This is a genomic window from Streptomyces viridifaciens (genome assembly GCF_001888885.2).
Classification (GTDB): domain Bacteria; phylum Actinomycetota; class Actinomycetes; order Streptomycetales; family Streptomycetaceae; genus Kitasatospora; species Kitasatospora aureofaciens.
This window is the reverse complement of sequence record NZ_CP090840.1, coordinates 1,070,877-1,094,516: the sequence shown is the minus strand read 5'-3', so window position 1 is coordinate 1,094,516 and position 23,640 is coordinate 1,070,877. Positions and strand designations below refer to the sequence as shown.

The 23,640-nt window shown below is 73.0% G+C and carries 21 protein-coding genes; 10 read left to right on the top strand and 11 right to left on the bottom strand.

The window, feature by feature from the left end:
* Positions 1 to 317 precede the first annotated feature (317 nt).
* Positions 318 to 635 carry a chorismate mutase family protein gene (locus tag BOQ63_RS04930; protein WP_079183405.1) on the top strand — a complete coding sequence of 106 codons (318 nt, stop codon included), beginning with the start codon at positions 318 to 320 and terminating at the stop codon, positions 633 to 635.
* A 57-nt stretch (positions 636 to 692) separates the two neighbouring features.
* Here the strand turns inward: BOQ63_RS04930 and BOQ63_RS04925 are convergent, their stop codons facing one another.
* Positions 693 to 1,730 (bottom strand): GDP-mannose 4,6-dehydratase, encoded by a 1,038-nt coding sequence (locus BOQ63_RS04925; RefSeq protein ID WP_030557259.1) that lies wholly within the window; start codon positions 1,728 to 1,730, stop codon positions 693 to 695.
* A gap of 472 nt (positions 1,731 to 2,202) precedes the next feature.
* Here BOQ63_RS04925 and BOQ63_RS04920 point away from each other — a divergent pair, with 472 nt between their 5' ends.
* Complete coding sequence (locus tag BOQ63_RS04920) at positions 2,203 to 2,601, top strand: hypothetical protein (RefSeq protein ID WP_072653492.1); 399 nt, start codon at positions 2,203 to 2,205, stop codon at positions 2,599 to 2,601.
* 525 nt (positions 2,602 to 3,126) lie between these two features.
* Here BOQ63_RS04920 and BOQ63_RS04915 read toward each other — a convergent pair.
* Positions 3,127 to 3,531: a YfbO family protein gene (locus BOQ63_RS04915; RefSeq protein WP_050366851.1), complete on the bottom strand. Its 405-nt coding sequence runs from the start codon at positions 3,529 to 3,531 to the stop codon at positions 3,127 to 3,129.
* Positions 3,532 to 3,777: 246 nt separating this feature from the next.
* Positions 3,778 to 4,443 (bottom strand): TetR/AcrR family transcriptional regulator C-terminal domain-containing protein, encoded by a 666-nt coding sequence (locus tag BOQ63_RS04910; protein ID WP_072653491.1) that lies wholly within the window; start codon positions 4,441 to 4,443, stop codon positions 3,778 to 3,780.
* 70 nt (positions 4,444 to 4,513) lie between these two features.
* Between BOQ63_RS04910 and BOQ63_RS04905 the strand changes: the two genes are divergently transcribed.
* From BOQ63_RS04905 to BOQ63_RS04885, 5 genes are all read left to right on the top strand, one after another.
* Complete coding sequence (locus BOQ63_RS04905; RefSeq protein ID WP_454130606.1) at positions 4,514 to 6,049, top strand: FAD-dependent monooxygenase; 1,536 nt, start codon at positions 4,514 to 4,516, stop codon at positions 6,047 to 6,049.
* Positions 6,050 to 6,115: 66 nt separating this feature from the next.
* Positions 6,116 to 7,726: a hypothetical protein gene (locus tag BOQ63_RS04900; protein ID WP_454130605.1), complete on the top strand. Its 1,611-nt coding sequence runs from the start codon at positions 6,116 to 6,118 to the stop codon at positions 7,724 to 7,726.
* 468 nt (positions 7,727 to 8,194) lie between these two features.
* Positions 8,195 to 9,448, top strand: coding sequence for a glycine-rich protein (locus BOQ63_RS04895; protein WP_072653489.1), 1,254 nt, complete (start codon positions 8,195 to 8,197; stop codon positions 9,446 to 9,448).
* 650 nt (positions 9,449 to 10,098) lie between these two features.
* Positions 10,099 to 10,545 (top strand): hypothetical protein, encoded by a 447-nt coding sequence (locus BOQ63_RS04890; RefSeq protein WP_143174625.1) that lies wholly within the window; start codon positions 10,099 to 10,101, stop codon positions 10,543 to 10,545.
* A 356-nt stretch (positions 10,546 to 10,901) separates the two neighbouring features.
* Positions 10,902 to 11,387: an ATP-binding protein gene (locus BOQ63_RS04885; protein WP_107488422.1), complete on the top strand. Its 486-nt coding sequence runs from the start codon at positions 10,902 to 10,904 to the stop codon at positions 11,385 to 11,387.
* Positions 11,388 to 11,587: 200 nt separating this feature from the next.
* On the opposite strand, the gene BOQ63_RS04880 is transcribed toward BOQ63_RS04885, so the two are convergent.
* The 4 genes from BOQ63_RS04880 to BOQ63_RS04865 form a co-directional block, all read right to left on the bottom strand.
* The gene (locus BOQ63_RS04880; protein ID WP_079183403.1) at positions 11,588 to 12,325 is read right to left on the bottom strand and encodes an alpha/beta fold hydrolase; all 738 of its coding nucleotides are present in this window, start codon (positions 12,323 to 12,325) and stop codon (positions 11,588 to 11,590) included.
* A 71-nt stretch (positions 12,326 to 12,396) separates the two neighbouring features.
* Positions 12,397 to 13,539: an FAD-dependent oxidoreductase gene (locus BOQ63_RS04875; protein WP_072653487.1), complete on the bottom strand. Its 1,143-nt coding sequence runs from the start codon at positions 13,537 to 13,539 to the stop codon at positions 12,397 to 12,399.
* A 269-nt stretch (positions 13,540 to 13,808) separates the two neighbouring features.
* Positions 13,809 to 14,504: a TetR/AcrR family transcriptional regulator gene (locus BOQ63_RS04870; protein WP_030557245.1), complete on the bottom strand. Its 696-nt coding sequence runs from the start codon at positions 14,502 to 14,504 to the stop codon at positions 13,809 to 13,811.
* Positions 14,505 to 14,730: 226 nt separating this feature from the next.
* On the bottom strand, positions 14,731 to 14,904 hold the full coding sequence (locus tag BOQ63_RS04865; protein WP_072653486.1) for a CsbD family protein: 174 nt from the start codon (positions 14,902 to 14,904) through the stop codon (positions 14,731 to 14,733).
* A 125-nt stretch (positions 14,905 to 15,029) separates the two neighbouring features.
* On the opposite strand from BOQ63_RS04865, the gene BOQ63_RS04860 reads away from it, so the two are divergent.
* The 3 genes from BOQ63_RS04860 to BOQ63_RS04850 all read left to right on the top strand — a co-directional run bounded on the left by BOQ63_RS04860 (position 15,030) and on the right by BOQ63_RS04850 (position 18,143).
* Positions 15,030 to 15,200, top strand: a complete 171-nt coding sequence (locus tag BOQ63_RS04860) for a hypothetical protein (protein WP_030557243.1) — start codon at positions 15,030 to 15,032, stop codon at positions 15,198 to 15,200.
* Between the two features lie 275 nt (positions 15,201 to 15,475).
* Complete coding sequence (locus BOQ63_RS04855) at positions 15,476 to 16,603, top strand: AI-2E family transporter (protein ID WP_360334014.1); 1,128 nt, start codon at positions 15,476 to 15,478, stop codon at positions 16,601 to 16,603.
* A gap of 277 nt (positions 16,604 to 16,880) precedes the next feature.
* Positions 16,881 to 18,143 carry a serine hydrolase domain-containing protein gene (locus tag BOQ63_RS04850; RefSeq protein WP_079183402.1) on the top strand — a complete coding sequence of 421 codons (1,263 nt, stop codon included), beginning with the start codon at positions 16,881 to 16,883 and terminating at the stop codon, positions 18,141 to 18,143.
* Positions 18,144 to 18,550: 407 nt separating this feature from the next.
* Here the strand turns inward: BOQ63_RS04850 and BOQ63_RS04845 are convergent, their stop codons facing one another.
* From BOQ63_RS04845 to BOQ63_RS04830, 4 genes are all read right to left on the bottom strand, one after another.
* On the bottom strand, positions 18,551 to 20,476 hold the full coding sequence (locus tag BOQ63_RS04845) for an SMI1/KNR4 family protein (protein ID WP_072653485.1): 1,926 nt from the start codon (positions 20,474 to 20,476) through the stop codon (positions 18,551 to 18,553).
* A gap of 252 nt (positions 20,477 to 20,728) precedes the next feature.
* On the bottom strand, positions 20,729 to 21,496 hold the full coding sequence (locus BOQ63_RS04840; RefSeq protein WP_030557237.1) for a 3-oxoacyl-ACP reductase: 768 nt from the start codon (positions 21,494 to 21,496) through the stop codon (positions 20,729 to 20,731).
* Between the two features lie 5 nt (positions 21,497 to 21,501).
* Positions 21,502 to 22,875: an aldehyde dehydrogenase family protein gene (locus tag BOQ63_RS04835; RefSeq protein ID WP_030557235.1), complete on the bottom strand. Its 1,374-nt coding sequence runs from the start codon at positions 22,873 to 22,875 to the stop codon at positions 21,502 to 21,504.
* Positions 22,872 to 23,603, bottom strand: a complete 732-nt coding sequence (locus BOQ63_RS04830) for a gamma-glutamyl-gamma-aminobutyrate hydrolase family protein (protein WP_072653865.1) — start codon at positions 23,601 to 23,603, stop codon at positions 22,872 to 22,874. The genes BOQ63_RS04835 and BOQ63_RS04830 overlap by 4 nt, the downstream gene beginning before the upstream one ends.
* Between the last annotated feature and the right edge of the window lie 37 nt (positions 23,604 to 23,640).

Genomic DNA, 23,640 nt, shown 5'->3' with positions numbered 1-23,640 from the left:
CATCGACGCAACCCATCTGGAGGACCGGCGAACGGCAGGGGGTCCGCTGTGGACGGCCCGCGTGCTCCGCACGCGCGGCGCTCGCATTCCCGCACTTCGGCGATCAGTCTCGATCGGCCCGGCGCGGGAAATCCCTAGGGTCTGTCGTCGGCCCCCGTCGGGCCGCAGGGCGGGCGGGAGTCGTCCGGGTGGTCGGCGAACGGTGCCCGGACTCTAGGGAATTGCCGGGCGTTCCGGCTGGATCGTCGGATGCGCGAGCCATGGGTGCGGTCCGTCGGGCGCGCCGCGGGCCACCGACGTCGACGAGGATGACCGCCATGCCCGAATCCGTCCCGCACGGGGACCAGCCGAGACCGCCGCGGGCCACCGAGGGCATCGCGGACGTTACGGCGGAGCAGCTCAGCGCACTCGACGAGCAGCTGATCGCGCAGCTGGTGCACCGGATCCGGCTGGCCCGCGGCCACCAACTGAGCCGCCGCGCGGCCGGGTTGCCGACCACCAGCCTGGCCCAGGAGAACGCCATGCTGCTCCGTTACGCCGCCCGGCTCGGCGACCAGGGCGCCGGGATCGCGCTGGCGATCCTGGAGCTGTCCCGCCCGCCGGCCTCCCCTGCGCCGGCCCCGGAACGCCCCTAGGGCGGTGGGGGCCCGGTTCCGTCCGGTCCCCCACCGCCCTCTCGCCGGTACCCGCCGTCACCAGCGCGCGCCGGTCAGCACCTCGCCGTAGTCGCGGGCCAGCCGGGCCTGTTCGAGGTCGGACTCGACCATCATCCGCATCAGTTCGGTGAAGTCCACCGTCGGTTCCCAGCCCAGAACGCGGCGTGCGTTCTGCGCGTCGGCACAGAGTGTCTCCACCTCCGCGGGCCGCACCAGCGCGGGGTCGACCTCGACGTGCTCCTCCCAGTCCAGACCCACGCACTCGAAGGCGATCCGGGCCGCGTCGCGGACCGAGTGCATCCGGCCCGTGCCGATGACGTAGTCGCCCGGTTCGTCCTGCTGGAGCATCAGGTGCATGGCCCGCACGTAGTCCCCGGCGAAGCCCCAGTCGCGGACGGCGTCGAGGTTGCCGAGCAGCAGCCGGTCCTGCAGGCCGAGCTTGATCTGGGCGACCGCGAGTGAGATCTTCCTGGTCACGAACTCCGCACCGCGGCGCGGCGACTCGTGGTTGAACAGGATCCCGGAGACGCCGTACATCCCGTAGGACTCGCGGTAGTTGCGGGTGATGTAGTGCCCGTAGGTCTTCACCACGCCGTACGGGCTGCGCGGGTGGAACCGGGTGGTCTCGTGCTGCGGGGTCTCCGCGACCATGCCGAACATCTCGGAGCTGGAGGCCTGGTAGAACCGGATCTGACCGGTACCGTCGCCGGTCGCGGCCGGCTTGTTGATCCCGCTGACCATCCGGATCGCCTCCAGCACCCGCAGCACGCCGGTGCCGTTGACCTCGGTGACCAACTCCGGCTGGCGCCAGGACATCGGGACGAAGGAGATCGCCCCCAGGTTGTACACCTCGTCCGGCTGGATCGTGTCGACCGCGGAGACCAGACTGCCCTGGTCCATCAGGTCGCCGTCGACGAACCGCAGCTCCGGGATCAGCCGGCTGACCCGGTCCTTCCGGGGGTTCGCCTGCCCCCGGCTCAGGCCCCACACCTGGTACCCCAGGGAGATCAGGTGCTCGGCCAGGTACGACCCGTCCTGGCCGGTCACCCCGGTGATCAGTGCTCGCTTGGACATCCGTTCCCCTTCAGCCACTGCTCGTGGTCCGCTCTCGGCAACAGCCAGCGAACCACCGGCCGGGCTAAGGAATTTGCGAGACTTCCCGCGCGGTGCGCGGATGCCGACGGAACCGCGCGGGGCTGTGCCGGGCTGTGCTGGGCTGTGCGGCGGGCGCACGGATGGCAGCGACTCCGCGACATCGCGGCCGACTGACCGGATCACGAAACCGGGCCGCCCCGGCCGGTGGCCCCGCGGAGCGGGGACAACGAGGACCGGCGGGGCTGCGGGAGGGGTGCCTCTCCGGTTCTCGGGGAGAACGCGTCTGCCGGGAGGGGCGCGGTTCCGGCATGATCCGGTCCAGGCGGGCGAACACCCGGGAACGCGGCCACGTACGCCGAGCGCATGGCGGTGGACGACGATTCCCGAACGAGCTCGAAAATCAATACAGGAGGGGGCCTGACCGATTTCCCTTTCTCGCTAGGCTGCCGTTATGACGGATGACTATCAGCAGCGGGAAGAGTGGCGAGCCGCCTTCGCCAAGCAGGTCATCACCGACTGCCTGGGCCAATGGCTGCGATCGGCCAATGAGGCGGCGGTGGCCGCGGTCGGCTCGGAGTACGCCGCCGAAAGTGCCCGCCTGGCCCGGCAGGCCAAGGACAAATTGACCCGCTGGCGGGAAAGGGGCGACCTCGGCGGCGACACAGCAGCCCGGATCGCCGACGCCGTGGTCGAGAGAATGGAGCACGACGAGAAGACCACCCCGCCCCGGGAAGAGGCCGACGAGTCCTTTCCCTCCTTCGACAGCAGTTACCGTGCCGCGGTGACCTGCCAGTGGCTTCGCGACCAGGGATACGACATCCCCACCTATCCCGGGGACCCCGAGCTGTGAGCCGGACCCGCGGTCGAGGAGGTAGTGGGCGTCGGTGAGGACGCGGGCGGCGTCGGCGGGATGCTGCGGGCGCGTCCGCCGGTCCGGCGCCGGGGCCCTGCGGCGCCGGCCCGGTTCTCCCGGGTGGTCAGCGGCCTGAGCAGGAAGGCGGCGGCGGGCAGGCCGTGCGGAACTCCGCCGGTGCGGGCCGGGCGCCGGACCGGCTCAGCGCAGACCGAGGCAGAACAGCCAGGCCCGTGAGGCGCTGTGGCCCGCGGTGAGCCGCGCACTCCGCAGCGGGGCCGCACCACAGCTTCACGGGCCCGTCCGCCGCCCTTCCGCCCAGTGGTGGAGCCGCCCCGGGCGCCGGTGAGGCGAGCGGCATCGCGCCCGAACTCCCTTGGGAAAAGTCACGTTGGCGCCTGCCAAAGGCGTCAGGCACTGGTTGGGCGAGGTCGACGGGGTGGTGGACTCCGCGATCACCACGGGCAACGCCGGCCCGGCGCGATGAGTGGCTGTGACCGGCACCGGCGCCGCGGAGCCTGGCTAGTCCCACATCACGGACCATACGGTGGCGCCGTGCGGCACAGCAGGGATGTCACGGTAGACGTCCACCAACTCCGGGATCGTGCCGCTGGCTTCGAGTCCCTCGATCCACGCGGCACGGACGCTCTCCCCGGCCGTGGTACAGATGGCGACGGCCTCCCCGGCGAGTTCCTCCATCTCCATCGTCTCCGGGTGCAGTTGCACCCGGACCCAGGCAACGTCCTCGCGTTGCTCGATGACGCGGAGGCGCTCGGCCAGTTCCGCGAGGGCAGGCCGCCCGTAGCCCCACTGGTTCGGCGCGATGCTTCCTTCGTTGTCGTTGCCGTCGAAGAACTCGTTCAGGGTGATCAACGGCATCACGCCTTCGTCACCGGCACGGTGGATCACTTGCTCAGCGGAGATCATGGCCACGGATCCTCGCATGACAGGGTGACAGCCCACCGGCCCGGAGCGGGGGGCGGGCAGCTTGCCGAAGGCATCGAGCACCGGTGCCGCCATCCGGGGGCAGTGGTCGAGCAGGGCCTGCTGGTCGCGCCGGCCGACCAGGGCGTCCTGCCAGGTGGTGACCGGCAGATGGCGCCCGTGGTGTGCGGGGCCTGGACGCGTTGTGGGGCGACCAGCCGTCGCTGGTGGACCGGTGATCGACCGTGATCAGCCGAGCAGCGTGGCTTCGACACCGGCCAGTACCGCCGCCAGGCCCTGCTCGAAGCCCTCGTCGAAGTCCTGGAACATCACCCGGCCCGCCTCGGCGGCCAGCGGGTGGGCGGCCAGGCGCTCGGCGCGGGCCTCGACGTCGTAGCCCTCGTCGCCGTCGAAGGGGTTCGGGGCCATGGCCTGCTCCTCGATGACGTAACCGACGGTGTAGCTGTACGCCGTGTACCAGGCCCGGGTGGCCGCCGCCAGGGTGAAGCCGGCCTCGGTGAGCACCCGCAGCGAGGCGTCCAGGCCGGCCGCGTACGAGGTGTCCGTGAACCGGGCGCCGCTGTAGACCTTCGCGCCGTCGCGGTGGCGCAGCAGCTCGGCGCGCAGGGTGCGCATGGTCGTGAGGTACAGCGCCCGCCAGTCGCCGTCCCGCTCCGGCCGGTCGCCGCCCGCCGCGGTCGCCCCGGCCGTCATCCGGCGCATCATCTCGGTCGCCATCTCGTCCAGCAGCGCCTGCTTGTCCTTGAAGTGCCAGTACAGCGCCGGCGCCTTGACGTCCAGCTCGGAGGCGATGGCACGAAGGGTGAGGCCGTCGAGGCCGACCTGGTCGAGCAGGCGGAGCGCGGCGTCGACGACCTGGGCGCGGTCGAGCTTGGGGGTTCTCTGCGGAGTCACGCTTGACAGTTTAACGCCGTTAAGTGCACGCTTCCGGCAACGGCTACTTAACAACGTTAAGGGGGTTGTCGTGGCCTCTCACGGCACGCACACGGACGTCCTGATCATCGGAGCCGGGCCCACCGGCCTCGCCCTCGCACTCGACCTCGCCCGGCACGGCGTCACCGCCCTGACCGTCGAACGCGGTCCGGGGCTCTTTCCCGGCTCGCGCGGCAAGGGACTCCAGCCGCGCACCCTGGAGGTCCTGGAGGACTTCGGCGTGCTCGACCGGATCCGAGCGGTCGCGGGCCACTACCCGCCCAATCTGTTCTGGAAGGACGGCGAGCCGCAGGGCGAGCGCACCATGTACGACCCGGCCGAGCCCTCCGAGGCCGAGCCGTACACCGAGACGCTGATGGTGCCCCAGTGGCGCACCCAGCGGATCCTCCACGAACGGCTGCGCGAACTCGGCGGCGAGGTCGCCTTCGGCCGCGAGCTGGTCGACCTGACCCAGAACGGGGAGGGCGTGACGGCCGAGTTCGCCACCGGCGCACCGGTCCGGGCGCGGTACCTCGTCGCCGCGGACGGCGGGCGCTCGACGGTCCGGCGGCTGCTCGGCATCGGGATGACGGGTGAGACCGTCGACCCGGACCCACTGCTGGTCGCCGACGTCCGGATCTCCGGGCTCGGCCGGGCACACTGGCACGTGTTCCCAGCCGACGAGGGCCTGCTGGCGATCTGCCCGATGGGCGGCACCGAGGACTTCCAGCTCGTCGCGCAGTTCCCCGAGGGCACGGCCGTCGACCTCACCCTCGACGGCCTGCGCACGGTGGTGGCCGCCCGCTCCCACCTGACCACCGACCAGGTCACCGAACTGCGCTGGATCTCCGAGTTCCGCCCCCGCGCCGCGCTCGCCGACCGCTTCCGCGAGGGCCGGGTCTTCCTCGCCGGTGACTCCGCCCACGTCCACTCGCCGGCCGGCGCACAGGGCCTGAACACCAGCGTCCAGGACGCCTACAACCTGGCCTGGAAACTCGCCGCCGTCCTCGCCGGCCGGGCGGACGCCTTCCTCCTGGACACCTACGAGGAGGAACGCCGCCCCAACGCCGCCGCGATGCTCGCCCTGTCGACCCGCGTCCACCGCGGCCAGGAGCGCCGCGGCCGGGCGACCCGGCAACTCGGCCTCGGCTACCGCGGGTCCTCTCTCACCGTGGACACCCGCCCGGACCTGCCCGAGGAAGCGCTGCGCGCCGGCGACCGCGCCCCGGACGGCCGCCGCGGCGGCACCCGCCTGTTCGACGCCTTCCGGGGCCCGCACTGGACCCTGGTCACCGTCGGCACCGACGACCCGCTGCCCACCCTGACCACCCCCGTGGTCCGCATCCCGGCGTACGAGGCGTACGGCACCGGCGTCTTCCTGGTCCGCCCCGACGGCTACCTCGGCTGGGCCGGTCACACCCCGGAGGGCCTCGCCGCCTACGCCGCGGGCCAGGGCCTCCTCGCCCGCCGACCCGGGGATCCGGCCCCGGCCGGCCCCCCGGAGCCTGACGGCGCGTCGCCGCGGCGGAGCCGGGAGCGGCGGGCCATTCCTGACGTTCCGTCTGCGCACGCCGGCCTTCCTGGTTAGACTCCCGGACCGTCGTGCGGTCGTCCGACCGGTCGATCCGTCACGCCGTCCGCCCGCGGAGGAGCCTTGGTCTCGATCACCCTCGACGCCGAGCGCCGCGTCCGTGCCGACGCCGCACGGGTTCGGGTCGCGGCCGTGGACGCGCTGCGCTCGCTCGGCTTCCGGGTCACCTCGGAGATGGCCACCGTGGTGGAGGCCCAGCGGGGCTCGGCCGTCCGCTCCGCGATGCTCCTGCCCGACGAAGTCCCGCTCGCGATACGCGTGCTGTTCGCCGGCGAGCCGGACGGCGCCGACCCGCACACCACGGTGTCGGTGCACCTCACCGACCGGGCCGTCTCGGTCGTCGCGCTGGGCGTGCAGTCCCCCTACGTGGAGGCCTACCGGAGCGCGCTGCTCACGCTCGACCGGACGCTGGCCGGCCTCGATCCGGACGCGGACTTCCCCCAGCCGCGCTGGTGGGCCCGCGCACCCCAGGCGGAGACGTTGGCCCGCCACCACCAGACCGGCGAGCGCGTGGTCGGAGGCGTGGCCTCCCTCATCAACGAGCGGCTCTCCGGCGGCCCCCGGGCCACCGGGCCGTCCCTGTGGGCCGGGATCCAGGGCGTCGTCTTCCGCTCCCGGGAGGGCTTCGTCGCCGTGGACCGCAACGCACTCCCCGGCCTGCTGTCGATCCCGGTGATGATGAGCCGCCGACCGGACGGCGTACCCGAGCGACTCGGCTCCGGCGTGGCGCAGTTGGCGGCCACCGTCGAGGGCTTCCTCGCGGCCCTCGGCGTGGGTGTGGCGGACGTCCCGGTCGGGGAGGAGCACCGAGCGGCCTTCGAGTTCCTGTACCGGCAGTTCGGTATCCGCTCCCGGCTGCCCGTTCGGACCCTGTGCACGTGCCGGGACTGCCGGCAGACCAAGGTCGTCAACCTGGACCTCCAGCGCCTGCGGGAGCGGCGACGGCGGCTGAAGACGATCCAGTCGGTGCTGCGCGCGGCGCACAGCAAGGACGGCGAGATCCACCCCTTCCAGATCTTCGGGGCGTTCTTCCAGCACGGCAAGGTCGAGCCCGACTTCATCTGCTCACGTTGCGAGAGCACGGAGGCCGACGAGCAACCGGTGACGTTCTGCCCCGGCTGCGGGGACATGCGCACCGAGGGAGCGCTGATCTCCTGCGGTGAGTGCGGGTACGACTTCGAGGCGCTGGTGGCCGGGCTCGCGGTCTGGAACGTGGCGCCGCCACCGGCGGTCGTTCCGCCGGCGGTTCCCCCAGCGCCTCCCATCCCTCCCGTTCCTCTCGTTCCTCCCGTTCCTCCCATCCCTCCCGTTCCTCTCGTTCCTCCCGTTCCGCCGGTCGCGCCCCCCGCCCCGGTGGCACCCCCCTCACCGGTCGTCGCCCCGCGCCCGGCGGTTCCCGCACCGCCCGCCGTCCCGCCGATGCCGGCCACCGTCCCGACACCCACCGCACCCACCGCACCCACCGCACCCACCGCCCCGCCCGGCTTCGGGCCGCCGTCCGAAGGCTTCGCCCCTCCCCCACCCCCGACCTGCGCCATCTGCGGCGTCAGCTACCCGGTCCTGTGGGCCGTACAGGTCCTCGACGGTCCCAATCCACGGCCGCTGACCGTCTGCCGGACCTCCCAGCGGTGTTCACCGCCCTCGGTGGCCACACCCGTGCGCATCCGGACCTGACGGCACCCGCCGGGGCCGCCGGCCCGAGCCGCGAGCCTCTGCCGGGCTGAACGGCCGGTCCGCCCGCAGACTGCTGCTGGACGACGCCACGGGCCGCGGCCCGGATGATCCACGGCACCACCCTCTACGTCGACGGGGGAATCACCACCACGCGCCCGGCCGGACTCCGGGAAACGAGCACGCCGGGGCCACGCTTCGGTGACTGCCACGAGATCGGGGCCGGAGCGCCCTGGAGGGGTTTCGCCCCGCCTGGGCGCCGGCGCCGGCTTTTCGGAGCACCCGGGTCCGTGCTAGCGGACCGTGGTCGTGCGCTCGGGCTCGGATGCCGGCGAAGGCGTGGTCCGCAGGCCCGTCGGCGTGAACCGACGGTGTGTCAGTCCGGTGAGGGCCCTGACCTCCGTTTGCGTGATCGACAGTGGCGCAAGGCGAAACCTCGCCGAGTCCTTCTTCCGTCTTTTGGAGTTGAGCGTGACGTTCTCACTGTCGGGGGCCATCGGCCGGCCCGCTGCCGGGCGTCGGGGTCGGGTGCTGGCCGTGGCGGCCGGTGTGTTCGGCGCCGCGGCCCTCGCCCCGGTGGCGTTGTCCGTGCCCGCCCGCGCGCAGGGCACCTGTACGGTCTCCGGCCCCACCACCACCTGCACGTTCGCCTTCACCGGCGCCGAACAGACGTTCACCGTCCCCAACGGCGTCAGCCAGGTCGACGTCACGGCGATCGGCGCGGCCGGCGGTCTGTCGGGGGTCAACACCACCCCGGGCGGCCGGGGCGCCCAGGTCTCGGGCACGCTCACCGGGCTGTCCGGCGGGCAGACCCTGTACGTCGAGGTCGGTGGCGTCCCCACGCTCCCCTCCAGCTGCTACCCCTTCTCGCCGTGCGTCGGCGGCTTCAACGGCGGTGGCAGCAGCCACTTCGGCGGCGGTGGAGGCGGAGCCTCCGACGTCCGCACCCAGCCCCGGACCACCCCCCTCACCACCACCGACTCCCGCCTCATCGTGGCCGCGGGCGGCGGAGGGGCCGGTGAGGTCTTCAGCTCGTCGTGCACGGGCGGCAGCCAGGGCGGGGACGCCGGCCAGCCGGGTGCGAACGGGATGTGCACCGGGGGAGGCGGCGGCGGGGCGGGCACCGCCACCCAGGGCGGGCCCGGCGGCGTCAGCCCCGGCAATACGAACGGCTCGCCCGGCACCCTGGGCACCGGCGGCGACGGCGGCGCCGGCACGGGCGGCGCGGGCGGCGGCGGTTACTACGGGGGTGGTGGCGGCGGCAGCCTCAACGCCAATGTCAGCCCCTTCGGGAGCGCTGGTGGCGGAGGCGGCGGATCGTCCCTCGTCCCGGCCGGCGGCACCGGCCCCGCCGTGACCGGCGCCGCCGCAGGCATCACCATCAGCTACCCCACCCCGGGCAAACCGGTGACCACCCGTCTGATCGCGATCCCCCAGCAGGTCCGGCTCGGCCGACCGGTGGTCCTCGACGACCTGGTCTGCCCGGCCGGCGCGGGCGCCACGACCCCGCCCACCGGCACGGTGACGTTCACCGACACCACCGCCGGAGTGACTCTGGGCACCGCGCGCCTGGTCCTCAACCTCGGGAACTGCGCCGCCGCCGGGCGCGTCGTCTTCTTCCGGACCACCGGCCCGCACGTCATCACGGCCGTCTACAGCGGCGACTCGGTCTACCAGGGCAACGGCGGCAGCCCCGAGAACATCACCGTGACGGTGAACCCCTGACCAGAGGAAGATCGCGGGCTCCCCGCGAGGCCCCGGTGAAGCGCAGCTGACGCGTACCGTCGCCGCTTCCGGGCCTGTTCCGCCGGTGTCAACCGGGCGGATGGGTCGGCCGGCGGACCGACGCCGTGACGTCGTGTTCGGGACCTGGGGGTCCGCCCCTTCGCAGGGGCGGACCCCCAGGTCCCCGTCGGGGCCGACCGGTCAGGCCGGCTCGACGCTGAACACCGCTGCCCGGACCTCGACGCCGGGCGGACGAAGGGCCGACGGCCGGTCGGTTCGAAATCCCCACTCGCGCGGACTCCCCGCCCCGGGCGACGGCACCGGGCACCTGACGGCGCGCGGTGTCCGGGGGGGTGTCCCGCGCGCCGCCAGCCCTGCCCGCGACCTCCGGCTACCCCCGCCCATCCACTTCATGCACCCGACCTGACGGCCGGGGCATGGACGCAGCGGTCCCGGGAACCGCTCATGAGTCCCCACTGTCAGGCGGCGCCCGTGTCCCGCGCCGGTGCTCCACGTTCCCGGACGTCCGGGCCCGCCACCACGGCTTGTTGACGGGAGAGGAGTCACCTTGCATGCTGCGCCTGGGAGTTCGACGGCAGGGGAAGTGGGGCGAAGTGAAGGGGATCGATCTCCGGCGTGCGACCGGTGCCTTGGCGATCGCATTACTCGGTGGGGGCTGGCTGCTCAGCGGATGCGCCGGCGATCCCGAACCCGCTCCCGACCCGCTGAGTCATCCCTGCCTCCTGCTGAGCGCCTCCCAGGCCACGGACGTGCTGCACCGCTCGCCCGGCCCGGCCAAGGAGATCACGCAGGAGGAGGTGAGCGAATGCGCCTACCAGGAAGCGGAGCTCTACGTCAGCGTTGCCCGTGCCTCCTACGACAGGCAGTCCTTCCGCGACGTCGTCGACCGCACCAAGGGCCAACCAGCGACGGAGGCGGGGCTCGCCGACGCGGCGTACAGCTTCCACGTGCAGGAGGAGTCCAGGGACTTCGTCCTGCTCGACATCCTCAAGGGCAGCAGGCTCGTGCAGATCACGGCGCCCACGGCCGAGGACGCCCGGCAGACCGCCCTCCTGGTACTGCCGCGGCTTCACTGACGGCGTCCCGCGCAGCGGAACCGGTGCCCTCCGACAGGCGATCCCGACCGGTGGCCGAGTGACTGCGACCGCTCGGCTTCGGCCGGTCGCCGCTTCCGGCCGACCGCGCCAAAAAAAGCGCGGTTCCGCCGTACCGACCCGTGCCCTTCCACCGACAAGCACTTCACCATCGCACAGGACATGGCCGCCGCCGAGGCCGTGGCGGACGTCCTCCTCGGGCACGGCACCGGCCGCTCGTGATCGCCCCTGGCACGTCCGGGCATCACGGCGGACCCAGCGGGTACACGAGCCGCAGCACCCGCACGGGACCCCACCGATCCGCGCACACCACCCACCCCCTGATGCGAGGCCGCCACATGTCTCCTGCAGATGCGCCGGCCACAGGCCCCGCGGGGCCCGAGCGCCGCAGGGGGACGACCCACGGGCGGCCTCCGGTCCGAACCGCCGGACAGGCCCGCGCCCACCTCGCCGACCTCCTCGGCCGACTGGAGGGGGACTTCGGCCGGCTCCTCGCGGACGCGCAGCTCGCGGTGACCGAACTCGTCGTCAACGCCCACCGGCACGGGGGTGGGCTGACCGGCTTCGGCGCACGCCTGGACCTGGAGCGCGGCTGTCTCGTGGTGGACGTCGAGGACGGCGACGAGCGGCACCCCGTCGGCGAGCCGCTCGACCGGCGCGACCCGACCGCCGCCGGCGGCCGCGGCTGGGCCCTGGTCCAGATCCTCGCCTCCACCTGCCACATCGACGCCCTGCCGCAGGGCGGGAAACGGATCCGCGTCACCTTCCCCCTCGGCCGGGCAACGGCCGGCCGAAGGTCCCCCTCGGCCGGCGCGGAGACCTGACGTGCGGTGAGCCCTCCGCTCGTGTGCGGCATGGAGACCGGCGACGCCGACGACGTCTTCATCCGGTGTGTCCTCGCGACCCGTCCGTGGGCACGCCTGGTGGCCGTGACGATCGTGCCCGTCAACGGCACTCCGGCCGGCGCGGTTCCGGCAACCGGCACCCGGACGCGGATCTCCGTCCAGCGTGCGGCACCCGGGGTTCAGTGGCCGGTCGCCGAGGTGCGAGGGGTGAGGAAGGAGTCGAGACGGGTGAAGACCGTCTCGGGCTTCTCGCGGATGGGCTGGTGTCCTGCGCCGGGGACGAGTTCGAACCGCGCGTGGGGGAACGCCGCGGCGTAGGCGCGGCCGAAGTCGGGGGTGACGACCGTGTCGTCGGCGCCCCAGAGCACCAGTACCGGGCAGGTGACGGTGGAGAGGCGGGGCAGCAGGTCGGCGTCCGCCATGGTCGGCCCGGCGTAGGCGCGCAGGGCGGCCATCGCCTGTGCGGACGGTCCGCCCTGCGACGCCGGAGCCGGTGGACCGGTTGGCACGGTGATCCGCTGGCCGGGTATGACGGGGCCGATGGCGTCCACGAGGACGAGCCGGGAGATCCGGCCCTCGCGGTCGTCCAGGGCGGTCTGGGTGGCGACCCAGCCGCCGAAGGACGTGCCGATCACCGTCACGTCCCTCAGCCCGAGGCGGCCGAGCAGGCCCAGGTGGGCAGCGGCGAGTGCGGGCACGGAGTCCAGGTCGCCGGGCCGGACGGTGCCGTCCCAGCCCGGATGGGTGGGCGCCACCACCCTGTGGTCCGAGGCGAGGAGTTCGACCAGGGGCGCGACGCCGGCCGGTCCGGGGCCGCCGTGCAGGACGAGGACCGGGCTGCCGCCCCTGCCGGCCTCGCGCACTTCGAGGTTCAGGCCGGGCCGTAGCGGGATGGTGCGGCCAAAGGGCGTCGTCATGGGTTCCTCCCGGATCGGCCGAGGCGGGGTGGGGTTCGGGGACTGAGCGGGGGTGGCCGTCGGCGCGGGCCTCACTGGGCCTCCGGGCCGGAGGTGAAGAACTCGACCGTCCGCTCCAGACCCTTCTCGCCGAACATCGTGTCCAGGTTGGCGGCGGACCCGGCGGCGGACGCCTCGCTGCGCGGGAAGAGGGCCTCCTCGTACGCGGCCAGCGCGGCTTCGGTGTCGCCGGGACGGGCGGCGATGGCCAGGGCGAGTTCGGCGCCGTCGAACATGGCGAGGTTGGCGCCCTCCCCGGCGAAGGGGGACATCACGTGGGCGGCGTCACCGAGCAGTGTCACGCCCGGGACGCGGTCCCAGCGGTGCCCGACGGGCAGGGCGTGAATACGGCGCGGGGTGATCGTCTCCGCGTCCGCGACCAAGGCGCGCAGGTCCTCGGCCCAGCCTTCGAAGTGGGCGAGCACCGCGGCCTTGGCGGCTGCGTGGTCGGTGAAGTCGACCGTGTCCAGCCAGCCTTCGTCGACCTTGAGCGCCGTGTAGACGTGGAGACTGCCGTCACTCTCCCGGTGCGCGAGGACACCGTGTTCGCCCCCCAGGGCGATGAAGAACCCGCCGCCGATCACCGCGGCGCTGCGCGGGTGGCGGGTGTCGGCGTCGAACAGGTCGGTCTCGACGAAGGAGATCCCGGTGTAGACGGGCGTGGCGTCCGAGACCAGGGGCCGGATCCGGGACCAGGCGCCGTCCGCGCCGATCAGGAGGTCGGTGGTGATGGCCGAGCCGTCGGCGAACGTCACCTCGTGACGCCCGTCGCCCAGCGCACGGGCGCCGGTGACCTTCCGTCCCCAGTGGATCGTGCCGTGGGGCAGGGAGCCCAGCAGCAGGTCCCGCAGGTCGCCGCGGTCCACCTCCGGCCGGCCGCCGGTGCCGTCGTCCTCCTCGGCCAGGTGCACCGTGCCGTCGGCGCCGAGCAGGCGCATGGCCTGACCGCCCTCGTGGACGATCTCGAGGAAGTCGTCGTGGAGGCCGGCGGCGTGCAGGGCCTTCTGCCCGTTGTTCTCGTGGATGTCGAGCATCCCGCCCTGCGTACGGGCCGCGGCTGACGCCTCCCGCTCGAAGATCGTCGACTCGATGCCGTTGACGTGCAGGACGCGGGCGGCGGTCAGGCCGCCGAGACCCGCGCCGATGATCGCGATCGGGACGTGGCTGGTGCTCATGGGGCCTCCTGAAGCGGATAGGGGGAACACCTCGGCGCGCCGGGTCATCACCGCGTGCGCCGCAGGGCTCCCGGTGGGGGTGGCCGCTCGGCGGGCAGGCGAGGAAGCGAGGAACGCCTCGTTCACTCCGCCCACCGTAACGAACATGTTCGTTGCGAACAAGTTCGCCCGATGGTTCTCGTGTCCCGCGACGGGCGCTGGGGAGCGCTGTCGTTCCCGCCGTCCCCCCGGACACGTCCGTCGCCGGGGCCGGCCGCCCCGCCGGGGGATCAGTCCAGCGCGTCCGGGACAGGGGTGTGAACGATGCCGTCGACGAGAACGTCGAAACTCCAGCGGATCCTCTCCGCCACCGAGCCACCGATCAGGGCGGGCATGTGCGCGGTGATCGCCGGGTGCGTGGTGGCGTCCACGGCGTGCAGCGCACGCACGGTGGCGTTCCAGTCGTCCTCGGAGGCGGGGTCGTGCTCACGCGTCGAGTGCTCGGCGGCCGTGGCAGTCGCGTCCTGGAGCAGTTTGTCCACCCCCCAGGCGACCTGCTCGCGGGCGGCGCCGCTCCGCGAGAGGAGATCGAGGATGCGCTCCACCAGGCGCAGGTAGTTCTCCCCGCTCGGGCGGGCGACGAGCGCGGCCCGTGCCAGTTGCGGGTGCTCGAACAGCACTCGGGTGTACGACGCCATGACGGCACGGAGCTGCTCGCGCCAGTCCTCGCCGCCCTCACGCCCGGTCAGGTCGACCTCGCCGAGCAGGGAGTCCAGAACGGCCGCGTGCAGTTCGGCGGTGTTGGCGACGTAGACGTACAGAGACGCCGGCCCGGTATCCAGCTCCTGTGCCAGGCGGCGCATCGTGACCTTCCCCAGCCCCTCCGCCCGCATGATCCGCACGGCGGTGTCCACGATCCAGCGTCGGGACAGGGCAGGCTTCGCCGGGCGCTCCCGGCGGCTGATCGGCTCTCTTCTCGCAGTCATCGTCCGATCGTAACGAACATGTTCGCAGTGGCGGCTCGGGCCCGGTCGGGGGTCTTCGACGAACTCCGGTACCTGATCGACGAGGCCGACGCACGCTGGGGTTCTCCGGCGGGCGGGCGGTTGCCGGAGCCGGCCTGACGGGCCGTGACGCCGGACCTGCCACGAAGCGCGCGGCGGTGGTCCCGCCCTGGAGTCGGGTGGGACCACCGCCGCGGACCGTGAAGGGTCAGTCCTTGAAGGCGTCCTTGACGTGTTCGCCCGCCTGCTTGACGTCGCCCTTGGCCTTGTCGGCCTTGCCCTCGGCCTGCAGCCGCTCGTTGCGCGTCACCTTGCCGACGCCTTCCTTGACCGCGCCCTTGGCCTTCTCGGCGGCGTTCTCGATCTTGTCGCTGGCACTCATCCCGGCCTCCGGTTCGTCGGAACTTCGTTGCTCCGCCGACTGCCCCCGTCCGGTGGGGATATTCCTCCGAATATGTTCCGTGGCGCGGGGCAACCGGATCGCTGACGCTGACTACGGAGGTCGAAATGGTTCCCCTTCTGCTCGTTCTGCTACTGGCTCTGCTCCTGTTCGGTGCCGGCTTCGCACTGAAGGCCCTGTGGTGGGTGGCGATCGTGGTCCTGGTCGTGTGGCTGCTCGGGTTCGTGGCCCGTGGCACCGGCGCATCGGGCAGCCGGGGCCGCTGGTACCGCTGGTAGGGCCCGGACGAACGCGGGACCGGCGACGTGTCGTGCACACCGGTGTGCACGACACGTCGCCGCGTCCACCGGGCGCCGCAAACGTGCGGACCGCTGGGCGGTGTCCGGTCGTCGCGCCGAACGCTCCGAGGGGAACAGCACCCCGGGGCCGCAGGCATGGAGCCCGCCCGCCTCCGAACCCCGAGCCGGCAGCGGCGCTTTCCGAAGGCACTGCGGGCAGACGGGCAACCAGCGGTCAGCCGACTGCCGACCGAACCGGAGACCGAGGAGCAGCCGTGGACGAGGCGCCCCCAGGCATCAACCCCCGGGATCTGCCGCCGGGCAGGCGGGCCAGCGGACCGCGGGCCCGGATCAGGACCACCGGGCGCAGGGCCCCGCGGGTGAAGTCGTGGTTCCGGGTGGGTTTTGCGCTCAGTGTGGGGGCGCTGCTGGCGTGGCACGCGGTGGACGCCGTCCTCCAACTCACCTCCCTGCTCACGCTGCTGCTCCTTGCCGTGTTCATCGCGGTCAGCCTGGAACCCGTGGTCACGTGGCTGGAGCACCGCGGCCTGCGCAGGGGACGGGCGGTGGCCGTCGTGGTCGCAGGGCTGGCGGCGGTGCTGGCCGGTCTGCTCGCGGTGGTCATCCCGCCGGTCGGTGAGGAGGTGAGCGCGCTGGTCGACGCCGTCCCGGGCTGGCTCCAGCAGCTGCACGACCGCCAGTCGACGCTCGGCCGGATCGAGGACCACTACCACCTGGTCGAGCGGGCCAAGGAGCAGCTGGGTTCCGGCGGTTCGGCCTCCGGTCTCTTCGGTGGCGTGCTCGGCGCGGGCCGGCTCCTGCTGAGTACCGTGACGGACGCGGTGATCGTCATCAGCGTCACCCTGTACGTCATGGCGGCGCTGCCGGACATCAAGGCGTTCTGCTACCGGTTCGTCCCGCGCAGCCGTCGCGCGGGGGTGGAGGAGATCACCGAGGAGATCCTCAGCCGGACCGGCCGCTACATGCTGGGCAACGTGCTGACCTCCGCCGTCGCGGGTCTGGCGACCTTCGCCTGGTGCGCGGCCACCGGCGTGCCCTACTCGGGGGCGCTCGGGGTCTTCGTCGCCCTCATGGACCTGGTCCCCATGGTCGGCTCGACGATCGGAGGCATCGTCGTCAGTCTGGTCGCACTGTCGGTGTCCCTGCCGATCGCCCTCGCCACCGCCGGTTTCTACATCGCCTTCCGGCTGCTGGAGGACTACCTGATCATGCCTCGGGCGATGAAGTTCGTGGTCGACGTGCATCCGGTCGTGACGGTGATCGCGGTCCTGCTGGGCGGCGCGCTCCTGGGTCTCGTCGGGGCCCTGGTCGCGGTCCCGGCCGCAGTCGCGCTGGGCTTGGTCCTGGACGAGTACGTCTTCCCCCGCCTGGACGGCGCCTGAGAGTCGGGCACGAACCCGCCGCGGTCGCGGCCCCGGCCTCCACCGCAGCCCCGGCCGCCGGCCGTGGAAACCGCCACGCAGTCGATGTACCGCGGTGACGGAGTGCACCAGCTTTAGATGTGCACGACCGACGGCAACACCCCTTACCGGCCCTGCACCCACTGGATCTCCTGTCCGGCCGGCCGTGGCGGCTGAGACGGTCTCAGGGATCGATGGGGGTGTTGTCGGGGGCGATCCCTGATGAGTCGCACCGTGGCTGTACGGCACGGTCGTGGGCATGACTCTCAAGCCTTCTTCTTCCGACGCCGAAACCACGGCGACAGCTGCCCGGCGCAGGCGGGTGCCGGTGGCGGCGCTCGCCTGCGCGCTGCTCACCGCGGTGGCGCTGGGCACGGCTGTCCCGGCGGTGGCGGCCCCCGCCACCCGGGCCGCGGTGTCTGTCGAGCACACCCGTGACCAGCTGCCGGACCTGAATCCGAAGGCCTTGCAGCAGGCACTGTCCAGTGCGCCCGACCGGGTCACGGGCGTGCTGGCGCGGGTGAGCGGTCCGGACGGTCACTGGACCGGGACGTACGGGACCGCCGACGTCACCACCGGGGCGCCGGTGCCGGTCGACGGCCGGTTCCGCCTCGGCAGCGTCACCAAGACCTTCATCGCCACCGTGGTGCTGCAACTGGCCGCCGAGGACCGCGTCGACCTCGACCAGCCCGTCCAGCGCTACTTGCCGAACGTCCTGCCCGACAGCTACCCGCCGATCCCCGTCCGCACCCTGCTCAACTTCACCAGCAGCCTCCCCGAACTGACCGCGGACGACCTGCCCACCACCCCGGACGGCATCGTCGAGCACCGCTTCGACGACCACCCGCTCGCCGAACTCGTCGCCAAGGCCGTCCGCCACGAGCGTCCCTTCAGCGACCCGGGCCGCATGCAGGTCTACGGCGCCACCGGCTACTACGTCGCCGCCATGCTGGTCGAGAACCTCACCGGGCACCCCTACCAGCAGGAGATCACCACCCGCATCGTGCAGCCGCTGCACCTGCGCGACACCACCGCCCCAGAGACCGGCACCACGATCCCGGGCCCCCACTCCCACGGCTACATCGCCGTGCCGCAACCGGCCGGCGGAACGCAACTGGTCGACATCACCGAACAGAACCCGGGCGCCGGCGGCATGGTCTCCACCACCGCTGACCTCGACCGCTTCCTGACCGCCCTCTTCCGAGGACGGCTCCTCCCCCCGACCGAACAGGCCGAGCTCTTCGAGGTCCCCGACGTCCCCTACCTCGGCGGCACCGACCACGACCCGGGCCACGGCCGGGCCTACTACAGCGCAGGCCTGTTGCGCGCGACCCTCCCCAACGGAGTGACCGTGTGGGGAAAGACCGGCAGCACCTTCGGATACACCGACGGCATGTTCACCACCCGCGACCTGCGCCGGCGCCTGACGTACTCCTTCAACCCCACCACCGGCGGCGGCAACGATCTCGCCCTGGTCAACCGGATCCTCTCCGCCACCTTCACGGACCCGACCGGACATTGACGGCACCTCAGCACGCCTGTCCGGCACCCCGCCTGCTGATCACCCACTGACGAACCGCCCGTTGCCGGCCGGCAGCACGTCGAGGGCTTGCCGGGGCGCCAGGGCATGCGTGTCGGTCATGCCCCGCAGCTGCCGGCGCCGTCCCGTCCCGCGCGGGAATGGGTGCCGCCGGCCGGGCCGGCAGCGTGCCGCGGAATCCGGCGTCCCCCCGGTTCACGGGCCCGCGGTGGCGGTCACTGCCGCGTCGGCTCCAGGGCCGTCGACGGCAAGGCGCGCCGGCCGTCGGCGGGCCGGGGCAGGAGGACGGCTAGGAGCTCGGCGACGGTGGGACCGGCGTCGGCGGGATGGCGCAGCTGTGCGGGCAGGCGGCGGGGACATCGCATCCCCGTGGCGGACCGGCTACCCGATCAGTCCCCCAAGGTGACGACCAGGTACGTCTCGTCCGGGCCCGGCGGGCGGGTCCAGGAGCGGGTGGTGAAGGTGTGCAGCCGGCCCTCGGTGATCGCGAACCGGGGCAGGCTCACACCGAACTCGGCCGCGATCGCCGTCAGCGCCCGGCGCTCGCCCGTACGGTCCAACGCGCCCTCGCCGGGAGCGGCCGGGGCGGTGAACAGGGTGTCCGGGTCGAGCCCGGGCGGTATCGGGCCGCCGCTGCGGCGGACCTCGGGGCCGTCGACGGTGAAGGCGTACCGCTCGATGCCCCGCTCGGCGACGGAGAGGTGGAACAGTCCGCGCTCCGGTACGCACCACACCACCACAGCCCGGGCCCCGGACGGCGCGGTGCCGTCCGGCAAGGCCGCGCCCCGCGGGGCCGCGCCCAGGGAGGCGGCGACGGCGGGAGACACGAAGCGGGAGGCGATGTGACCTTGCGCGAACAGGTCCAGGGCGAAGCTCCACCGCGAGTCGCCCGCGTGGCCGACGGTGACGACCGCGCAGTCCTCGTAGGTCGAACTCACCCTTCCCCCGAACCTGCGCCGGTTGAGCTCCCAGTACGTCACCGGTGCGTCCAGCACCGCGTCCTGACCGCCCAGCCGCGCGGGCAGCTCGGCCGGTCCGGCCTCCTCCACGAGGACGAAGCGGTACGACTCGGGGCGGCTGTTGTTCGGCGGCGGATCAGCCAACCAGACGAGACCGTCCGCCGGTTCGGCCTCCCGGGCCTCGTCGGCCTCCCCGCTGTGCTCCACCGCCTCCGGGCCCCGAGGGGTGGCCAGCAGCTCCCGGCCCCGGTCCGGTGTGATCAGCGGACCGAGGAACGGGTCGGCGAGCAGACCGACCGGCGCGAGGTGGTCGGGCCCGAGCGGTGCCCACCGGGGGATCGCGGCGAGCAGCGTCCGCCAGGCCGTCTCCGTCCGCCCCCAGCGGGCCTGTTCGCGGGCCCGCTCGACGGCTTCGCCGAACGGACCTCCGGCGGTGTAGCGGAACGTCCGCTCCGTCACCTCGCGCAGGATCTCCTCGGCCGCCTCCCGGTACTCGTCGGACCCGGAGCTCATCTGCCTGGTCCAGGAGGCCGCGTCCCAGCTCCGTTCCACGTGCTCGACCGCCAGGAGGGGGACGAACTCGCCGGAGTAGAGCGGGTCCTGGGCCAACCCGCCGTAGTGCACGCTGTACGTCTGCCCGTGGAAGCGGCGCAGCTGGTCGGCCATGCCGTGTGCCCGGGGCCGGCCGAATCCGGCGGCCTCGGTGAGCGCGGCGGCCGCCCGCTCGTGCTCGCCGCGCAGCGCGTCCTGCCGGGCCGTCTCCACCTGGGCGTCCAGTCGACGGGTGGTGTCGTTGACGAACGCCGGGCCTCGGCGGCGAGCGGTGAGGCGGTGGAACTCCCGGTACATGTCGAGCATGAACTCCCGGAAGGAGCCGTACCTGGTGGGTGCGCCGTGGGCCCACGACTTGTGGCAGTAGACCGCCCACTCGCCGTCCTCGCCGACGGCGAGCGGGTCCAGCAGGACGGTCGTCATGTCCGACTCGACGTCCAGTTGGAGAGCGCGCGCCCACATGCCCTCGAGTTCGCCCTCGCCGTAGTGCTCGCTGAGCCCGAACGCGTCCTCGTGCCAGCGGGCCTCACCGCTGCCGGCCAGCCGGTGGACGAAGCCGCCCGCGTGCCGCCAGCCGTCGGTGACCTCCAGGAACGCCCGGTAGGACGGCGGAAGCCGGTACCCCAACCGCTCCTCGACCGCCGCGATGCGTTCCCCGGACGCGGGCTCGGAGCCGAGCCACCGCGCGCGCCACGCCGCCCCGTCGCCGGCGGCCGGAAGCTCGTCCGGGCTCCCGTACGCGCCGGCCCATTCCTCGCTCCACCGCGTCAGGAACGAGCGCCAGTCGAAGGTCTCTTCGGTCATGTCGGCGATCCTTGCACGCACCACTGACACACCCGGGGCCCCGGCCGTGCACGGCCCCGGGCGGTGCGGGGCCCTCCGCGTGCCGGGTCAGGGATGCGCGGCGCCCGGCGTCGGAATCGGCTGCCCGACGCCGGGCGGCTCCACGCGCACCGGGGCGGCCCGGCGGCCGTGACCGCCGCCCGGCCGCCCCGGTCCCACCCGCGCCGGGTGGGGCCGGGGCGGTGCCGCCGGTGTCCTCCCGGGCGGGCGCGGCTACTGCGGGGTCACGTAGGCGCCGGAGATGCCGCCGTCGACGAGGAAGGTGTTGGCGGTCATGAAGGAGGAGTCGTCGGAGGCGAGGAAGGCCACCGCTGCGGCGATCTCCTCGGGCTCGGCGAAGCGGCCCAGCGGGATGTGGACCAGGCGGCGGGCGGCGCGCTCCGGGTCCTTGGCGAAGAGCTCCTGGAGCAGCGGGGTGTTCACCGGGCCGGGGCACAGGGCGTTGACGCGGATGCCCTCGCGGGCGAACTGCACGCCCAGTTCGCGGGACATGGCCAGCACGCCGCCCTTCGAAGCGCTGTAGGAGATCTGGGAGGTGGCCGCGCCCATCACGGCGACGAACGAGGCGGTGTTGATGATCGAGCCCTTGCCCTGGCGCTGCATGTGCGGGATCGCGTACTTGCAGCACAGGTAGACGCTGGTGAGGTTGACCTCCTGGACGCGCTTCCAGGCCTCCAGGCCGGTGGTGAGGATGGAGTCGTCGTCCGGCGGGGAGATGCCCGCGTTGTTGAAGGTGATGTCGAGGCGGCCGTACTCGTCGACGGCCCGCTGGAAGAGGTCGCGCACCGCGGCCTCGTCGGTGACGTCGGCCTGGATGAACAGGCCGCCGACCTCGTTCGCGGCCTTGGCGCCGGTCTCGGGGTCGAGGTCGACGCAGACCACCTTCGCGCCCTCGGCGGCGAAGCGGCGGGCGGTCGCCAGGCCGATGCCGCTGCCGGCGCCGGTGATGACGGCCACGCGGCCGTCGAGTCGCTGGGTCATGCTGATCATTCCTCCGTGGAGATGAAGACGTTCTTGGTCTGGGTGAAGGCGTCGAGGGCGTCCGGGCCGAGTTCGCGGCCGAGTCCGGACTGCTTGAAGCCGCCGAACGGCGTGGTGTACCGCACCGAGGAGTGCGAGTTGACGGACAGGTTGCCGGCCTCGACGCCGCGGGAGACCCGCAGCGCGCGGCCGAGGTCCCTGGTCCAGATGGAGCCCGACAGGCCGTACTCGGTGGCGTTGGCGATGCGCAGGGCGTCCTGTTCGTCGCGGAACGGGACGACGGCGACGACCGGGCCGAAGACCTCCTCGGTGAAGGCGCGGTCCTCGTGCCGCACGGGCGCGAGGACGGTCGGCGGGTACCAGAAGCCGGGCCCGTCGGGGGCGCTGCCGCGGAAGGCGACGGCCGAGGCGTCCGGGACGTACGAGGAGACCCGCTCGCGGTGGGCGGCCGAGATCAGCGGGCCCATCTCGGTCTTCTCGTCGGCCGGATCACCCACCCGCACCCCGCGCACGGCCGGCTCCAGGAGCGCCATGAAGTCGTCGAACGCGGAGTGTTCGACGAGGATCCGGGAGCGGGCGCAGCAGTCCTGGCCGGCGTTGTCGAAGACGGCGTAGGGCGCGGTCGCGGCGGCCTTGGCGAGGTCCGCGTCGGCGAAGACGATGTTGGCGCTCTTGCCGCCGAGTTCGAGGGTGACCGGCTTCACCTGGGCGGCGCAGCCCGCCATGATCTCCTTGCCGACCCGGGTCGAGCCGGTGAAGACGACCTTGCGCACGTCGGGGTGGGTGACGAAGCGCTGTCCGACCACCGGGCCGCGGCCGGGCAGGACCTGGAGCACGCCCTCGGGGATCCCGGCCTCCAGGGCGAGTTCGGCCAGGCGCAGCGCGGTGAGCGGGGTGAGTTCGGCCGGCTTGACGATGACGGTGTTGCCGGCGGCCAGGGCCGGGGCGAGGGCCCAGGCGGCGATCGGCATGGGGAAGTTCCAGGGCACGATGACCCCGACGACGCCGATCGGTTCCTGGAAGGTGACGTCGATGCCGCCGGCGACGGGGATCTGGCGGCCGAACAGCCGCTCGGGGGCGGCGGCGTAGTACTCGATGACGTCCCGCGCGTTGCCCGCCTCCCATCGGGCGTTGCCGATGGTGTGTCCGGCGTTGGCGACCTCCAGGGCGGCGAGGTGCTCGCGGTCGGCGTCGACGGCGGCGGCGAAGGCGCGCAGCAGCCGGGCGCGGTCGGCGGGGGCCACCCGGCGCCAGGTGTCGAAGGCGGCGCGGGCGCGGGCGACGGCGGCGTCGGTCTCGGCGGTGCCGGCCAGTTCGACGGTGGTGATCACCTCCTCGGTGGCGGGGTTGACGACCTCGAAGAGGTCCGGTTCGGTCATCGGGCGGTCTCCCTCTGGCTTGCGGTGATGAACGCGTGGAACAGGCGCAGGTCGTCGGAATCGGTCTCCGGGTGCCACTGGACGCCCAGGGCGAAGCGGTGTCCGGTCAGTTCGAGCGCCTCGACCGTGCCGTCGGCGCTGTGCGCGGTGGCCCTGAGGCCGGTGCCGATCCGGTCGACGGCCTGGTGGTGGTAGCAGGAGACCTCGGTGGCGGGCCCCAGGACGGCGGCGAGCCGGCTGCCGTGCACCGGGGTGACCCGGTGGCGGACGAAGCGGGCGGGGACGATCTGGTGGCTGTCGTCGGGCAGGTGTTGGACGAGGGTGCCGCCGAGTTCGACGTTGAGCAGCTGCATGCCGCGGCAGACGCCGAGCACCGGGAGGTCCCGGGCGAGGGCGGCGTGCAGCAGTCGGCTCTCCCAGTCGTCACGGGTGTGGTGGGGCGGGCCGGTGCGCGGGTGGGGAGCCGCCGCGTAGCGGGACGGGTCGACGTCCGGTCCGCCGGCCAGGACGAGTCCGTCGAGGGCGTCGAGCAGGTGGCCGGTCCCGCCGGGCTGGGGCGGCAGCAGGACCGGGGTGCCGCCGGCGCGGACGACGGCGTCGACGTAGGTCTGGGGCACGAGGCAGGCACGCTGGTTCCAGACCGACCAGGCGGCGTCGTCCTGGTAGCTGCTGATGCCGATGAGTGGTCGTCGGTGGCCGTCGGGTGGTGTCGTGCCGGTGGCGGTCACGCTGGTGCCGGTCGGGGCGGTGCGTGTCACGTCGGTG

What these genes read in the sequence shown, in the direction of transcription:
- BOQ63_RS04930 (WP_079183405.1), top strand. Translation starts at nt 318, where the DNA reads ATGCCCGAATCCGTCCCGCACGGGGACCAGCCGAGACCGCCGCGGGCC.
- BOQ63_RS04925 (WP_030557259.1), bottom strand. Translation starts at nt 1,730, where the DNA reads ATGTCCAAGCGAGCACTGATCACCGGGGTGACCGGCCAGGACGGGTCG.
- BOQ63_RS04920 (WP_072653492.1), top strand. Translation starts at nt 2,203, where the DNA reads ATGACGGATGACTATCAGCAGCGGGAAGAGTGGCGAGCCGCCTTCGCC.
- BOQ63_RS04915 (WP_050366851.1), bottom strand. Translation starts at nt 3,531, where the DNA reads ATGATCTCCGCTGAGCAAGTGATCCACCGTGCCGGTGACGAAGGCGTG.
- BOQ63_RS04885 (WP_107488422.1), top strand. Translation starts at nt 10,902, where the DNA reads ATGTCTCCTGCAGATGCGCCGGCCACAGGCCCCGCGGGGCCCGAGCGC.
- BOQ63_RS04880 (WP_079183403.1), bottom strand. Translation starts at nt 12,325, where the DNA reads ATGACGACGCCCTTTGGCCGCACCATCCCGCTACGGCCCGGCCTGAAC.
- BOQ63_RS04875 (WP_072653487.1), bottom strand. Translation starts at nt 13,539, where the DNA reads ATGAGCACCAGCCACGTCCCGATCGCGATCATCGGCGCGGGTCTCGGC.
- BOQ63_RS04870 (WP_030557245.1), bottom strand. Translation starts at nt 14,504, where the DNA reads ATGACTGCGAGAAGAGAGCCGATCAGCCGCCGGGAGCGCCCGGCGAAG.
- BOQ63_RS04865 (WP_072653486.1), bottom strand. Translation starts at nt 14,904, where the DNA reads ATGAGTGCCAGCGACAAGATCGAGAACGCCGCCGAGAAGGCCAAGGGC.
- BOQ63_RS04860 (WP_030557243.1), top strand. Translation starts at nt 15,030, where the DNA reads ATGGTTCCCCTTCTGCTCGTTCTGCTACTGGCTCTGCTCCTGTTCGGT.
- BOQ63_RS04850 (WP_079183402.1), top strand. Translation starts at nt 16,881, where the DNA reads ATGACTCTCAAGCCTTCTTCTTCCGACGCCGAAACCACGGCGACAGCT.
- BOQ63_RS04845 (WP_072653485.1), bottom strand. Translation starts at nt 20,476, where the DNA reads ATGACCGAAGAGACCTTCGACTGGCGCTCGTTCCTGACGCGGTGGAGC.
- BOQ63_RS04840 (WP_030557237.1), bottom strand. Translation starts at nt 21,496, where the DNA reads ATGACCCAGCGACTCGACGGCCGCGTGGCCGTCATCACCGGCGCCGGC.
- BOQ63_RS04835 (WP_030557235.1), bottom strand. Translation starts at nt 22,875, where the DNA reads ATGACCGAACCGGACCTCTTCGAGGTCGTCAACCCCGCCACCGAGGAG.